The 14925-nt window shown below is 40.4% G+C and carries 12 protein-coding genes and 2 pseudogenes; 2 read left to right on the plus strand and 12 right to left on the minus strand.

The features are described 5' to 3' along the window. Positions 1–167 precede the first annotated feature (167 nt). A complete protein-coding gene (nadC, locus tag V7K36_RS17830) occupies positions 168–1034 on the plus strand; it encodes a carboxylating nicotinate-nucleotide diphosphorylase (protein ID WP_335117864.1) in 867 nt (288 codons plus the stop codon). Positions 1035–1600: 566 nt separating this feature from the next. Here nadC and hppD read toward each other — a convergent pair. Together hppD and V7K36_RS17840 are read right to left on the minus strand one after the other, a co-directional pair. Next, the gene (hppD, locus tag V7K36_RS17835; RefSeq protein WP_335117866.1) at positions 1601–2701 is read right to left on the minus strand and encodes a 4-hydroxyphenylpyruvate dioxygenase; all 1101 of its coding nucleotides are present in this window, start codon (positions 2699–2701) and stop codon (positions 1601–1603) included. Positions 2702–2807: 106 nt separating this feature from the next. Then, positions 2808–3515, minus strand: coding sequence for an SDR family oxidoreductase (locus tag V7K36_RS17840; RefSeq protein ID WP_335117868.1), 708 nt, complete (start codon positions 3513–3515; stop codon positions 2808–2810). A gap of 239 nt (positions 3516–3754) precedes the next feature. Here V7K36_RS17840 and V7K36_RS17845 point away from each other — a divergent pair. After that, a pseudogene (locus V7K36_RS17845) lies at positions 3755–3883 on the plus strand (IS4 family transposase); the annotation flags it as partial. Between the two features lie 43 nt (positions 3884–3926). Here V7K36_RS17845 and V7K36_RS17850 read toward each other — a convergent pair. The 10 genes and pseudogenes from V7K36_RS17850 to V7K36_RS17895 form a co-directional block, all read right to left on the minus strand. Next, positions 3927–6140 carry a peptidase domain-containing ABC transporter gene (locus V7K36_RS17850; RefSeq protein WP_335117870.1) on the minus strand — a complete coding sequence of 738 codons (2214 nt, stop codon included), beginning with the start codon at positions 6138–6140 and terminating at the stop codon, positions 3927–3929. Between the two features lie 128 nt (positions 6141–6268). Beyond that, entirely contained in the window at positions 6269–6667 is a 399-nt protein-coding gene (locus tag V7K36_RS17855) for a hypothetical protein (protein ID WP_335117872.1), read from the minus strand. A 686-nt stretch (positions 6668–7353) separates the two neighbouring features. Beyond that, entirely contained in the window at positions 7354–8133 is a 780-nt protein-coding gene (locus V7K36_RS17860; protein WP_335117874.1) for a phosphate ABC transporter ATP-binding protein, read from the minus strand. 249 nt (positions 8134–8382) lie between these two features. Next, entirely contained in the window at positions 8383–9162 is a 780-nt protein-coding gene (gene pstB, locus V7K36_RS17865) for a phosphate ABC transporter ATP-binding protein PstB (RefSeq protein WP_335117876.1), read from the minus strand. Between the two features lie 39 nt (positions 9163–9201). Beyond that, positions 9202–10083, minus strand: a complete 882-nt coding sequence (pstA, locus tag V7K36_RS17870) for a phosphate ABC transporter permease PstA (RefSeq protein WP_335117878.1) — start codon at positions 10081–10083, stop codon at positions 9202–9204. Positions 10084–10165: 82 nt separating this feature from the next. Beyond that, entirely contained in the window at positions 10166–11167 is a 1002-nt protein-coding gene (pstC, locus tag V7K36_RS17875) for a phosphate ABC transporter permease subunit PstC (protein ID WP_335117880.1), read from the minus strand. Positions 11168–11311: 144 nt separating this feature from the next. Then, entirely contained in the window at positions 11312–12355 is a 1044-nt protein-coding gene (gene pstS / locus V7K36_RS17880; protein WP_335117882.1) for a phosphate ABC transporter substrate-binding protein PstS, read from the minus strand. A 692-nt stretch (positions 12356–13047) separates the two neighbouring features. Next, the gene (locus tag V7K36_RS17885; RefSeq protein ID WP_335117884.1) at positions 13048–13173 is read right to left on the minus strand and encodes a hypothetical protein; all 126 of its coding nucleotides are present in this window, start codon (positions 13171–13173) and stop codon (positions 13048–13050) included. Positions 13174–13216: 43 nt separating this feature from the next. Continuing rightward, a pseudogene (locus V7K36_RS17890) lies at positions 13217–13785 on the minus strand (Uma2 family endonuclease). An 82-nt stretch (positions 13786–13867) separates the two neighbouring features. Continuing rightward, entirely contained in the window at positions 13868–14872 is a 1005-nt protein-coding gene (locus tag V7K36_RS17895) for a stage II sporulation protein M (RefSeq protein ID WP_335117886.1), read from the minus strand. Positions 14873–14925: the final 53 nt, after the last annotated feature.

The raw sequence follows: 14925 nt of genomic DNA on the forward strand, positions 1-14925 counted from the left end.
TTTCGCTTCGCTCTCAGGCACTTATTCAATATAACGAACCTCCTTTATCTTGTCAACTATTTTTTCCAAAAATATTTTGGACTGTTTTTCAGTAAGCCTCAAAGCCCTAGAGAGCAAGGGTTTTAGGCTAGAGTATTCGTGGAAGCCACTAAGGAAGCAATAAAGTTGTGAGGAATTCTGGTGTTTTGCCACCTTGGCTGATTTTAGATCCACTATTGCATGGCTGGTTGTTGGAGGATATTGGCAGGGGCGATCGCACAACAAATACGCTACTAGTAGAAGATGTGACACTAGGCTCGGCTAAATGGATAGCTAAAGCTTCAGGGATAATCGCTGGCTTACCAGTTGCAGCTAGGGTGTTTCAGATATTGAATGAAAAAGTCAGCTTTGTGGCGGTTGGCGCTGAAGGTGCATGGTATGAGCCGGGACAGGTAGTAGCTGAAATTCATGGTTCGCTGGATGCGCTGCTGATGGGGGAACGAGTGGCGCTCAACTTGGCTATGCGGTTGAGTGGGATTGCGACGCTGACTAATATATATGTAGAGAAAATTGCTGATTTACCTACTCAGTTGGTGGATACGCGCAAAACTACACCTGGGATCAGACTGTTGGAAAAGTACGCGACTGCGGTGGGTGGGGCGATTAATCATCGCATGGGGTTAGATGATGCGGTGATGATTAAGGATAATCACATTGCGGTGGCTGGGGGAATTGGAGAAGCAGTTACCCGTATTCGTTCTCAGATTCCTTATCCCTTGACAATAGAGGTAGAGACGGAAAGTTTACAGCAGGTGGAAGAAGCTTTGAAGCACAAAGTTGATATTATTATGTTGGATAATATGCCTTCGGATATGATGCGTCAGGCGGTGCAGTTGATTCGGCAGCACGATATCCGGGTGAAAATTGAAGCTTCGGGAAATGTGACTTTGGAAACGATTCGCGCTGTTGCACAGACAGGTGTTGACTATATTTCTAGCAGTGCGCCGATTACTCAGTCGAAGTGGCTGGATTTGAGCATGAGGATTGTATTTTAAATTGGAATTGGAATCAAGAATTCTGTGCCTTTTCCTGATTCTGATAGACAATTCAAAATTCCACCATGTCTTTCAACTACAATTTGGTAGCTACTCTTGCTAAAATGCACAGACGAAAAGAAAAATGGCTCTTGCGTTGTTTTTATGGTGATTGAGGATTGATTATAACAAAACCCTTATGGGACAAGGGTTATAGATGATTATACTCTTGTTTTAAATGAAATGCCTACAGAATAAGGCTTTCAATGATTTTGAACCAGATTTTCCATAAAAACAACCGAAGAACCATTTATCTTAATATCTTTCACTCTGTAAGTTACTTACAAATCAAGGCTATCACCATTAAGTCCATAGAAACTGCATCCCAGGACAAACCGCATTTAGAGCCTACAGCTTCCCCTACCCTCAGACCGTGGCGAAACATCATCAACATCAGTATCAAAATTAGCAGCATAACCATAGGTAATCTCCAATCTTGCCTATATTGAATTCTTGAAGTTGCTTGTCTATAAAATCAACTTGTTTGGGGTCTGGCTGAATTTCAATTGATATTTTGTACTCATGCATCATTGCAGGGTACCGCGTTTGATTTGTTCGCTTTCAATAGCTTCAAATAAGGCGCGAAAGTTGCCTTCGCCAAAACCTTTAGCTTGCAAACGACGCTCAATAAACTCAAAGAAAAATGTTGGCTGTTCAAAAATGGGCTGGGTGAAAATTTGCAGTAGTAGGGGCGCAGTTTGTTGTGCCCCTACGGGAGTATATTCTTGCCAGTCCACCAGAATTTCCTGTTGAGCGATCGCTTCTAGTTCTAGAGGTGATAGGCTGAGTCCTGGACGCTGTTTTAGTTGCGAGTAGTAGGTTTGGGGAACTGAGAGTAAGGATAAACCACTGGCACGAAATTTAGCGATCGCACTCACTAGATTAGTCGTCCGCAAGGCAATATGTTGAATTCCTGGACCCCGGTTGACATTGAGAAACTCCTGAATTTGGGAATTACTGGAAGCCGGTTCATTAATTGGCAATTGGACGCTACCGTTGCGCGAAACCATCACCTGGCTGTGTAAAGCAGAGCGATTGGTTTTAATTTTAAATGCTTGCTGGGGTTGAAAATCTAGGATGTTTTCGTACCAATCGACAGCACGCTCTAATTCACCAACTGCCACGTTCAGCACTATGTGATCTATGGCGGTAAAAGTGTTGTCCTTTGTCCCTTGGTCTTTGTTAGTTACAAATGACGTAGGCGCTTCGCTTTCCCGCAGGGTATGATCACTGACCAATGATCTTTCTATCAACGTATGAGTCAGTCCACCCCAGGCAGCAATTTTGCCACACTTGAGGAATGCCGTACCGACTTGGCGTTCCTGGATGGTTTGTAGGATTGTAGCACCGTGCAGTTGAGCTAGTGCGATCGCGCCTTCGACATCTTCAACAGCAAAAGCGACATCTGCCACACCTGGGGGATATTGACGCAGAAACTCAGCTACTGGACTTGTGGGCAACAGTGGTGAAGACAGAAAAAAGCAGACGGCACCACTTTTGACCACTTCTGTACAAGTATGAAATGAACTGATGCGATCGGCTACTGCTTGAAAACCAAGATGGTGTACAAACCAATCCCGCCATACTTTGGCGTCTTCTACATAGAAATGAACGTGATCAATTTTCATAGATATTGAAAATCCAGCATAACAGTTTATATATCTGTAAATTTTGCCTTTTTTGCTAGATTTTCACGTCTTTCCTAAGCAAGAATTATCTAGGCGTACTCCCACTTTAAAAGAACAAATGACTATCAGGTTGAATATTAATTTCCATTGGCACAGCTTGCGGTTCGGCAGAAAGGGCAAAGAAAATCGCATTGGCAGCAGTTTCAGGACTGAGCATTTTTTTTCGGTCTACTTTTAGGTTGACGTTATCCCAGAAAGGAGAATCTACCCCACCAAAGTAGAATAGCGTGAAGTTGATACCAAAACGCTTGAGTTCCTCTGCCATGCACTTGCTAAAACCCACAACACCAAATTTAGAAGCAGAATAAGCCGCCGCCATCGCCATCGAATGCTTCCCCAGAATTCCTACCACGTTACAGATGTGACCAGACTTGCGCTTTTGCATCTCTTCAGCAGCCGCCTGAGTGGTGTAAAAGCTGCCTTTTAAGTTCACATCTAGCATCTTGTCTAAATCAGCCGGTTCCAGACTGTTGTAGGGCTTGAGTATACCAGCACCAGCTGCATTCACTAAAATATCGATTTTACCAAACTCAGCGACGGTCTTTTGGATCAAAGTATCTACTTGTTGGGGATCAGTAATATCGGTGGGAATGCTCAAAACTCGCCCTGGTAAATCAGCTGCCAGTGTTGTTAAACGAACGACATCTCTCGCAGCCAGTACCAAGCGTACTCCGGTAGGTGCAAGTTTGTGTGTTAAAGCTGAACCAATACTACCAGTAGCACCGACAACAACAACAACGACTTTATCCTGCATTGGATTATTTACATTTATTTATATCTTTTTACATAATACTGAATTATAGGCTCAGGTTATACGTAGACATCTAGAAAGTATTTACTCGGACAGTAGTGGCGTTACCTCATATTCCTTGCCACTCGCCTTTAATGTAAATGTAGGAGATGATTCTAAATATTTAGTAAAACTAAAACCTAACTTTAATTTTTTAACAATTGAATTAGGAAACTGTCCGGTTATTTTCTGTGACTCTGTAAGGTTTTGGGAGCTTCAATATTGCCTGTAAATGAAAACGTAAAATAGATGAAGTAGCACCGAAAGAAGGTTGGTTTATTTTAACAAACTTAGAGAATTTAGAATTAGCGCTCACTGGATCTAAAAAGCAGAAGTATTCCCAACGAGGTTTGAGGGCTATGAAGCTTTTTGAGTCTACGTTATAGCTCGTTTCGTCGCTGCGTCAGCAGAAGATGCCATTACCAACTCATTTTTTGCTGGAACAATATTATCTAAAAAGTCTAAATGGTTACCTTGAATTTGACGTAACTGTTCTGGTGTACCTTGAATTTGCAAGCGGCCTTGTTCTAGCAGTACAATCCAATCGGCTCGCTGAATAACTTTCGGACGGTGACTAATTAAAATAGTCGTTTTACCTCGACGGTAATAAAACAATTTATCCAGTACTTGTGCTTCACTCACAGGGTCGAGTGCGCCCGTAGATTCATCTAAAATCAGAATAGGCGGCTCAGTAACTATTGCCCTTGCTATGGCTAACCTTTGCCGCTGTCCACCAGAAAGATTCGCACCAAATTCTCCCAAAACGGTTTGATATTTATCTGGTAATTTGCTGATAAACTCGTCAGCACCAGCGATTTGACAAGCTTTGACAATATCTTCAAAACTGATGTGATGATAGCTGAAGCGAAAGTTATCAATAATTGAACGACTCCAGAAGTGCGGTTCTTGAGGTACTAACACCACCTGTTGCCGCAGACATTCTAAAGACAGGTCTTGCTGGTTATAAATACCATAACGAATATTACCAGACTGGACTTTATATAAACCAGTAATCAGTTTAGCTAGAGTACTTTTACCACATCCAGATTGACCAATCAAAGCAATTACTTGACCACCAGAAATAGTTAAAGAAAAATCTTGCAACAGGTCAACTCTACCTGCGTGGTGAAAGTTGAGTTGAGTGCAAGTAATATCTGCATTACCGGGAATTTCTGCCCAAGGTTTTTTAAAATCATTTTCGTCTTCTGGGGTAGCGTCAATGACCTCTGTGAGGCGTTGAATGACTATTTGGGCGGTAATAAATTCATCAGCTAACCCGATGACAGAACCCAGGAAGCCAAGAAAATTACCACTCATGCCGTTATAAGCTATCAATTGCCCAATTGTTAAAGTGTGATTAATTACTAAATAGCTGCCGAGCCAGAGGATACTAATATTAATAAAAGAAGAAAGAATACCAGTAATTGTACTGCTGTAAAGTCCTAGTTTCATTATGCTCCAGCCCAGATTGGCCAGGCGACCGTAATTGCCTTGGTACTCTTGCCAAGCTTGGGGTGTAGCTTGGGTAGTTTTTAATACTTGAACACCGTGAAAAGTTTCCACCAGAAAGCCTTGGTTTTCTGTACCTTGAACAATCATGTTGCGGGTTTTCTGGCGCATTACTGGTAAAAAAACCAAGCTAGCAGCCGTGACAATTACAAAACCGACGATGGAAGCAACAGTCAATTCAATGCTGTAAAATAGCATAAAGCTCAATGAAGCTAAAGCAATGAAGAATTGGCTGGGTAAACCGAGGACAATTTGAGAAACTAGAGTATGGATAGCGTTAACATCGGCAATGCGACTGACTACTTCTCCACTCCGCCGTCCTTCAAAGTATGAGAGGGGTAAGTGCAAGAGTTTGCGTCCGTATTCTAGAATTAGCCCTAATTGGAATCTTTGACCAAAGTGACCAATGAGGTGAGACTGTACTAAGCTAATGGCACTTCTAATCAGGTTCATGGCGATAACGCCAATGGCGACGGTGGTTAGTAGTTGGGTATCTCCCCGTACTAACACATCATCGGTGAGTAGTTGCATCATAAAGGGAGATGCCAAAGAAAGCAGTCCAATGGCGATGTTAAGGGCGATCGCTTGGGCGAGAATAAAGCGATAGGGCCAAACCCGTTGCAGATATCTTCCTAGACCGCCAATTTTATCTGACTCTTGTTGATAAAAACGACTTTCGTCTATGGTCAGCAGTAACATCACACCATTACCCCAAGCTGCAACTAACTCTTGGCGAGTCAGGTAACGGATACCAACACCAGGGTCGGCTATGACGTATTTTTTGCCTTTTTGTCCGTATAAAACTACCCAGTGGTAGCCTTTCCAATGGATAATGGCTGGTAAAAGAGCTTGGTGCAATTGGTCGAGTAGTTGGAAATTGAGTTTAACTTGGCGAGCATTAAATCCTAATACTTCTGCACCTCGGCTTAATCCCAGTAAGGATGTTCCTCTCGAACCAGTGCCTACAGCTTCCCGGACGCGGTTAAGGGCAAATGTGCGTCCGTAGTGTTTGGTAATAGTTGCTAGGCACGCTGCACCGCAGTCTTCTTCGCTGTGTTGAAGGACTATTTGGTATTTCATTTTCAGGTGTAATTATTTATAGGCGAAAAAATACAGTCGGGTCATTTGACCCGACTTGATTGAGCGTTTAGCTTGTCAGTTCAGACTTTTGACTGCTTGGCTATAACTACTTTTGCTTTACCGAGAGGCTATACAGCATCACTGTTGGTAGCAAAGTTAGGTACAGCGTTAGGTACAACCCCACCATTATCACCAGTACCTAAAATTAAATTACCTCCACTGGTATCAAAGTTATTGTTTCCTGGAGCTAGTTTTACCCTTGCTATTTTAACGCCAGGTCCAATCTTTGCGTCGAAAATAACAGTTGGTGCTCTTCTGAAATCATATTGCTTTTCATCATTAAAAAACAAAGAGTCCTTTTGTCCGTTAATAGCGTAGTTGACGGTAATACCCGATTTATTGCCGAGATTGTAGATAGTACCACCTTCGATCACGGCTCCTTCTTCGAGAGTTAATTCGGTGAACAGTTGTTCTTGACCAACAGCAGAATAGTTAGAAGTAGAAGTGATATTGTCGATATTTGACATGGTTTTTCTCCTTGATTGTAATTGACTGAAATTTCTGGAAGTAATTTTTTTCAGATCAACTTGTTACTGGAGTTTCGACTAATTTCAACACTGAAAGCTCAAAAGTATTACTAGACATGAAGTAGAGTTAATTCACTCCATTTCTTGTCTATTTAATACAGCGAAATCTCAAAGCATTGCTGGGACTTAAGTAAGCCAGCGTTAAAAAACCAACCTATGTGACGAAACTTAAAATCAGGGAATAGCTTAGAATTCGGTCATTCTAACCTTTTGACAAAACTAAATATACATGGTTTTTAACGTGCCGACTTACTTAGATCAAGTAAATTGACTTAAGTTTTAGCCAAAATTTGTAAGATCCATAAAGGATAATACTAGATTGCAAGCAAATGGTTAATAGCTGCTTAATATATTGAAACAAAAACAGAGATATATGATGGCGATCGCATCCTACCGCGTTCCGAACTCTACCTGAAGTAGATTCGCACCAAGGACATTTCATCTTGTGATTCAGGTGGTCTTGAACAGATACTTATCTGGAAGTCTATAGTATAAAAAAAAGACTGTCCAGGTAAGTTTTTATTGCTCAACAAAAGAGCAACTGTATGCGAGTGGGAATTAAATTCAACTCCTAATTCCCTCTCGCACCATGTTATAGCCCTCTAAATAGCTAGAATCGAAATACTTCAACTTATACGGGCGAAAACGTAGTCGCGGGTGCGAGAATCCAGGGGGTTAGTAAAGATTTTATTTGTAGTACCAAATTCAACCATTTGAGTAATACGATTTTCATTACTACAAAAGAAAGCCGTAAAATCAGATAGGCGAGTAACTTGCTGCATATTGTGAGTAACCATAACAATTGTCAACTCAGAGCGTAAGTTATGGATAAGATGCTCAATTTTCATACTACCGACAGGATCAAGACCTGAACATGGTTCATCCATCAACAAAACGTTCGGTTTCACTGCTAAAGCACGGGCAATACATAATCTTTGTTGTTGACCACCAGAAAGCTCTAAAGCAGATTTGTGCAGCTTATTTTTAACTTCATCCCAAAGTTCGGCAGCTTTGATAGCAGATTCAACGATTCCATCTAATTCTACTTTTGGATGCCATCCAACTAATTTCACCCCATAAGCAACATTATCGTAAATGCTCATCGGAAAAAGATTTGGCTTGGGAAAAACCATACTAACTTGGCGACGTAAGCGATTGATGTTAATACGACGCTCATAAATACTCTGCCCAAAAAATTCTACTCTTCCTTCAACACTCACTTCTTCTTCTAGTTCACTCATGCGATTTAACGATTTAAGAAAAGTAGACTTGCCACAACCACTAGAACCAATAATTGCCGTGACTTGGTTTTGGTAAATATCCATTGACACGCCTTCAACTATCTTTTGAGTGTCGTAATAGAAGCTGAAGTTTTTGACTCTGATGGCTGGAATTAGTTTACTCATATTCCCAAAACGTGTGAAATAAAACTTGACTAAGTAAAACACTACAAATCAGCATCGCTGTTTCACTATGTTACTCCCAAAAGGGGATATTCATAGAAATTACGTAGTTATACAGTAGTCATACAGCAGATAAAGTGTTAGGAAGTATTTATCACACAAGATTATTCTTTTGTACAGTGCGTAAGTCCTAGAGTATCCTCTGGCATCAGATGGTTCGACAAAAATTATTAAGCCATGCCAGGACATACCTTAACCGAAACGCCCTGAAATGTAGTCGCGGGTGCGGGGGTCTAGTGGGTTGTTAAAGATTTGCTCTGTAGCGCCAAATTCAACCATTTGACCAATCCGACTTTCATCGGTGCTGAAAAAAGCGGTAAAATCAGAGACGCGAGCAGCCTGCTGCATATTGTGAGTAACGATCGCAATTGTCAACTGAGACTGCAAACTATGGAGCAGTTCCTCAACTTTCATAGTGGCGATGGGGTCGAGAGCCGAGCAAGGCTCATCCATCAGCAGAACTTTCGGCTTGACTGCTAAAGCACGAGCAATACATAATCTCTGTTGTTGACCACCAGAAAGCCCTAAAGCTGATTTATTCAGTTTATCTTTCACTTCATTCCAAAGAGCAGCGCTTTTGAGGGCAGATTCGACGATTTCATCTAATTCTACTTTTGAATACCTGCCTGCTATTCTCATACCGTAGGCAACATTTTCGTAAATACTTATCGGAAAGGGATTCGGTTTTTGAAACACCATACCAATTTGGCGGCGTAACCGATTGATGTTGACACGAGGAGCATAAATATTCTGACCAAAAAATTCTACATCTCCTTCAACTTTCACTGGGCCTTCTAATTCGCTAATACGATTAATAATTTTGATGAAGGTAGATTTACCACAACCACTAGGACCAATAATTGCCGTTACTTGGTTCCGATAAATATCCATTGACACCTTTTCGATCGCTTTTATTGTGCCATAGTAAAAGCTGATATTTTTAACTTTAATGGCTGGAATTAACTGATTCATAAATTGTCCAAGATGCGAAACAAAAACAAAAAATTATTTTTACTTGATTCTTCTCTGCCTAATAACTAAACGAGAGATAATACTGACACATAAAATTAAGCCGAGTAGAACTATAGAAGTAGTCCATACTAATTGGCTTTTTTGCGGATCGGGGTCGTTGTAGAGGTTAAAAATCAATACTGGTAAGGAAGCTGTTGGACTTAACAATCCTTCTGACCAATCTAGACTAAATAAAGCAGTAAAAATTAAGGGTGCTGTTTCACCAGCAGCACGAGCTACAGCTAATAAAATGCCTGTAGTAATTCCAGGGATTGCAGCAGTTACAACGATGCGAAAAGTAGTTTGGGAGCGAGTTCCCCCTAAAGCAGCAGAAGCGAGGCGTTGAGATGCGGAAACAAGTTTTAAGGATTCTTCTGTTGTCAATATAATTACGGGCAACATAATCACAGCTAAAGCAAAACCACCTGCGATCGCACTAAATCCTTTAGTTACCAAAACTATGACACCATAAGCGAATACGCCTACAACAATTGAAGGCACGCCTGTCAGAATACTGCTGATAAAACGAACAATACCAGCAATTGGATTAGTTTGACCAAATTCCGCCAAGAAAATTCCTGTCATTATCCCTGTGGGAATGCTTAAAATAGCAGCAATTACCACCATGATTATGGTTCCCAGGATGGCATTGCCAAAGCCATTGTCAATAACTGCTTTGACAAACATATCTGATTTCAATCCAGATATTCCCCGGACGAGAATTTCCCACAAAATTGATAATAAAGGAATGAGTGCTAGACCTGTCAAACCAAAGGCGATCGCATTCATTGCATAGGTAAATATTACTCGCTCTGTTGGCAGAGGACTGCATAATTCTGTCGCTAGAGATTCATCAGTTTCAGGCTGGATGTAAGCACTCATATTTTTTACAATTTTTTATTTATAAACGTTTTACTACACAGAGATCAAAAATCCTATCTGAGTTATCTTTGAATTTTAATTGTTAATGATTTTTCCTGCTAACCCACTTCACTAATAGTACAGCGCCAACATTTACAGCTAGAGTCAAGCCAAACAAAATCAATGCCAAATAGCTTAAAGCGCCTATATGCAATCCCGGTTCAGCTTCGGCAAACTCATTAGCTAATACAGAGGGAATTGTATAAGCTGGATCGAGTAAAGAAGGACTGATTTGAGCAGAGTTACCAATCACCATAGTGACAGCCATTGTTTCACCCAAAGCACGTCCTAATGCGAGCATTGTTGCACTTACCATTCCAGAAAATCCAGCTGGTAGCAAGATCCGAAAAATTGTTTCCCAACGAGTACTACCCAAAGCCATAGATGCGCTACGTAATTCTTTAGGGATAGCCATTAAGACATCACGAGTAATTGCTGCCATTGTGGGCAAAATCATGATGGCTAGAATAATTCCAGCAGTCAACATATTAGTCCCAGAAGGATCTTCTGTATTAAAAAGTGGTATCCATTTAAAACTGCTGGCTAGCCACTTTTGCAAAGGTTCTAGAACTGGAATAAAGACAAAAATTGCCCACAAACCAATAATGACACTAGGAATTGCTGCAATTAATTCAACAACAAATGCTAAGGTTGTTCGTAGCGATGCAGGTAAGAAATTTTCACTCGTGACTAAGGCTACCGCTATTCCCACTGGGACAGCGAATAAAATAGCGATCGCGCTACTCACCAAACTTCCATAAATATAGGGTAATGCACCAAAAACCTGATTACCTGTATCCCAATCTTTACCCCACAGAAACCCCAGTCCAAACTGCTTAATGGCTGGTAGAGCTTCGTGTAAAATTACCCAACTCATCACAAATAGCACTGCAACGGTAATCACCGCAAAAAAGTATACTAGTCGTGTAAAACCTTGGTCAAACCATAAATTTGTGCCGCCGATAGCTGTTAGATTGAAATTTTCATCACCTAGATTTGAATCATGTGATGAATTTCTGTCGGCTGGTTCAGATGAATTTGCCATTACAAATCAATAAAATATATTTTTTTATTGCTATTAGAGTGAGTTGTCAACTCACTCTAATAGAGAGGAAAGTATTCAGAAGTGCTGAGTAAATAAGTGAGATTCCCTACTCAGGACTCAGCACGATTTCGGTAAGATTGCAAGTTAAGGTTTGACAGAGCTATTCACTGTCTGAAGCACCCGATTTGCCACATCAGATGGAATTTTGGTGTAGTTGAGGTCATCGTTATACTGTTGACCATCTTTCAATACCCAATTAATCCATTTCTTAATAGCATCAGCTTTAGCAGTATTAGCATACTGTTTGTAAACCATCATCCAAGTAAGACCAACGATCGGATAACCTTGTCCTGGATCTCCTACAAAAACGCGGTAGTTGTCCGGGAAATTGACAGTTGACAAAGCTGCATTTGCAGATTCTAAAGAAGGAGCAACAAATTCTCCTTTCTTATTTTGTACCAGTGCTGATTTCAGGTTATTTTGGACAGCGTAACTATATTCTACATAACCAATAGAACCAGAAGTACGAGAAACTAATGCAGCAACGCCTGGATTGCCTTTGCCTCTGAGGACATTTGGCAGATTCCATTTTGGAGCAGTGTTAGTTCCAACTCTGCCTTTAAAATAACCGCTAATAGCACTTAAGTGATTGGTGAAAATGAAAGTTGTACCGCTACCATCGGCGCGAACAACAAATTTAATTGATTGATTTGGTAGATTAACGCCCGGATTATCAGCTTTAATTTTTGCGTCATCCCATTTAGTAATTTGACCTGAGAAAATTTCTGGTAGTGTCTTGCGGGACAATTTAAGGTCATTAACGCCTGGAAGATTGTAAACAACAGAAACAGCACCGCCTGCTGTAGGTACTAAGATTACACCATTTTTGACTTTAGCAATTTCATCATCTTTCATTGCAGCATCACTACCACCAAAGTCAACGGTTCCAGCAATAGTTTGACGAATACCGCCGCCGCTACCAATTGCTTGGTAGTTAATTTTCAGGTCTGGATATTTCTTCTTGACTTCACGAGCATAGCGTTCGTAAAGTGGAGCCGGAAAAGTTGCTCCTGCACCATTGAGAGTTTCAGCTTGTGCGATCGCACCAAAAAATGGACTAAGTGCAACAGAAGTTGTCACCAACGAAGTAGCAATGACACGATTCAAAATAGTGGTCGAAAAAATCATATTACCTCTGATTAAAGGAATACTTTTCTGCTGTAATTTCAGCCTTAAATCAACTTACATTTTTTATGGTTAACGATGAATAAACAAAAGATTAAGGTATGTTTAATCTTCATTTACTTTTTTATTTATTGATATTTTATTTACTGGATTAGTTTAGTTTATTAAAAATATGGTGAGGAAAAATTTCAGTTTAATTTAAATAATTAAAAGTGAGGAAATAATCCAATTTAAAAATTCTCACTTCAGTAGAAAAAAGATAAAAATCTGTGGTTATCGGTGAGTCTCTGGAATTGAGTAGCAATCCTAAATCATTCGTTATTAGGTTGTGCATCAAGTTCAAGTTTGTCGAGATCAGTAATTAGTTGATGTTCCAGACATGTTCCTGTGTACGGAAAGTATGAAACTTGTGGATGACTCTGAGTTGAGTAGTAGGGAAATTCAGGATGTTGAACTTGATTCCGCAACCTGATAAAGAGATGCTATTCAAGCTGTTGCTTTATTCCATGTTGAAGGTGATCTATTACTCTTTTACCAAATTTAATTTTGATATTGCGCCCTAGATACGCCTTAAAGTTCTCAATAGCAAGAATCTTCTCAATTGCCGTCATCGGACTGCTATAGAATAATATCTCAGGCTCAGGATAATTACTCACTGTATAAGCAGCTTTGATTACTGTTGCGACTTTTTCTTGCTAAATTGATTCAGTTGATATTGCTATCGATCGCCACTTGTCTCTATAGATAAGAAGCATTGCCTCTTGTTCATCAGATAGTTCAGTGATGATGCGTTTTGGCATATCATTTATGCGTCTTGACATATTTCAGTGCAAGAATAGTAGGTTGGCTTGAACGAAATATTTGTTACGCAGTCAACTTTAACCACCCAAAAATTTCACCCACTGTCAACTGTAAACCCTGACAGAACTTTGGCACTGGTAAAACAGACTCAATTTCCTCAAAAGGTAAAGGTTGTTGTCCCGCAGGATAAGCAGCAATAAATCGCTCATCAGGGTCAATTAACCAACCCATTTGAGTCCCGTGATTGAGAGCGGGTAAGATTTTTTTTGTAACTTTTGTATGGCTTTGTTCGGGTGAGAGAATTTCGATTATCCAATCGGGTGCTGCGGCAATGTATTGGCAATATCACCATTTTCGTCAACAGGAAGCTTTGCCCAAGAGAATACAGCGACATCGGGAACTATAGAACATCCTCTAAAAGTGCAACGTAATTCTGGAAAAGCCCAACCCATTTTTTGTACTTTGACAACAGAATTGATTGTGGGACAGAGTTCTCCTTGAATAGTGCTATGTTTTCCTTGAGGCATAGGTTTTGGAATGATTTTACCATTGATGTACTCGCAATACGGTTTAGTTTGTGGTAGTGCGAGAAACTCTTCTAGGGTGAATATTTTATTTGGTGTTTGTACCATGATTATCCTAGCTCCAACTTATAAGAATTTTTTTACATAGTTAAGTCCTAACTTGTGAAGTCTTAACTGAAAAGTATTTACCTTATTCTAAAGTATATTTTAAATTTACCAATCCGTTGTTACCTAAATTATTTAATGTTTGTTTGCGGCTACAATACAGCACTAAAAGTATAAATAATCCTATTCCTGCCAAATATTTAATTGGATCAGGTATGTTGGGATTAGGAGAAAAAAAGCCTTCGATCGCACCAGCAATAATCAACATTGGGACAATTCCAAATACTAGCTGCACCGCTTGCGAACCGTACAATTTAAGTGCATCTCCACGCCGATATTTACCAGGAAATAAAATTGCTCTTGCTAATAAAAATCCCGCACCCCCAGCAAAAAAGATCGCGGGTAATTCCAAAGAACCATGCGGCAACACAAATGCCCAAAAAGGATAAGCCAGATTATTTTGACCTACCAAAGTACCAACAGCACCAATTAATAAGCCATTAAATACCATCAAATAAGCTGTGTATGCTCCAGCCGTGATACCACCAGCAACAGCCCCAAAAGACACCGACAGGTTATTGATCATAATACCGCTGGATGCCAAAGGTTCAACGCCGACAATTGACCCCATCCATAATTTATGCTCATCTCGCACCTTGGTAATCAAGCTTTCAGGTACAATCAAAGGCATAAAACTGGGGTTTTGCCAGGAATACCACCAAGCCACTAGTGCGCCTAGTAGAAACAGCGCCGTTGCAGCAGCAATGTATACAAATGTTTTCTGGACTACAGATGGTAATCCCCATAGGTAAAATTCTCTGATTGCCTGCCATTCCTGTCGCCGCGAACCTTGGTAAATCTGCGTATAGGCACGAGTTGTTAAAGATTGTAAACTTTGGAGCAAAGTATTGCCGATTTGTTGTGTACGGGCACGAGCTAAATCAGCCGCCACTGAACGATACAAACTCGCTAACTCTCTAATTTCTGCTGCCCGTAGGGACTTTAGCCCTTTTTTTTCTATCTGCCTTAATAGGGCATCCAGACGTTGCCAATTTGGTTCTCGTCGCGCAATCCAACGTTGAATATTCATGAATTTTGGGAACACTGAGTTTAACTTAGCTTAAGATAGCCTCAAATCCATCT

The sequence above is a fragment of the Nostoc sp. genome (genome assembly GCF_036919555.1).
Taxonomy (GTDB): domain Bacteria; phylum Cyanobacteriota; class Cyanobacteriia; order Cyanobacteriales; family Nostocaceae; genus Nostoc.

Coding starts and splice junctions, on each gene's coding strand:
- hppD (WP_335117866.1), bottom strand. CDS start 2,701: ATGAAAATTGATCACGTTCATTTCTATGTAGAAGACGCCAAAGTATGG.
- V7K36_RS17840 (WP_335117868.1), bottom strand. CDS start 3,515: ATGCAGGATAAAGTCGTTGTTGTTGTTGTCGGTGCTACTGGTAGTATT.
- V7K36_RS17850 (WP_335117870.1), bottom strand. CDS start 6,140: ATGAAATACCAAATAGTCCTTCAACACAGCGAAGAAGACTGCGGTGCA.
- V7K36_RS17855 (WP_335117872.1), bottom strand. CDS start 6,667: ATGTCAAATATCGACAATATCACTTCTACTTCTAACTATTCTGCTGTT.
- V7K36_RS17860 (WP_335117874.1), bottom strand. CDS start 8,133: ATGAGTAAACTAATTCCAGCCATCAGAGTCAAAAACTTCAGCTTCTAT.
- pstB (WP_335117876.1), bottom strand. CDS start 9,162: ATGAATCAGTTAATTCCAGCCATTAAAGTTAAAAATATCAGCTTTTAC.
- pstA (WP_335117878.1), bottom strand. CDS start 10,083: ATGAGTGCTTACATCCAGCCTGAAACTGATGAATCTCTAGCGACAGAA.
- pstC (WP_335117880.1), bottom strand. CDS start 11,167: ATGGCAAATTCATCTGAACCAGCCGACAGAAATTCATCACATGATTCA.
- pstS (WP_335117882.1), bottom strand. CDS start 12,355: ATGATTTTTTCGACCACTATTTTGAATCGTGTCATTGCTACTTCGTTG.
- V7K36_RS17885 (WP_335117884.1), bottom strand. CDS start 13,173: ATGTCAAGACGCATAAATGATATGCCAAAACGCATCATCACTGAACTA.
- V7K36_RS17895 (WP_335117886.1), bottom strand. CDS start 14,872: ATGAATATTCAACGTTGGATTGCGCGACGAGAACCAAATTGGCAACGT.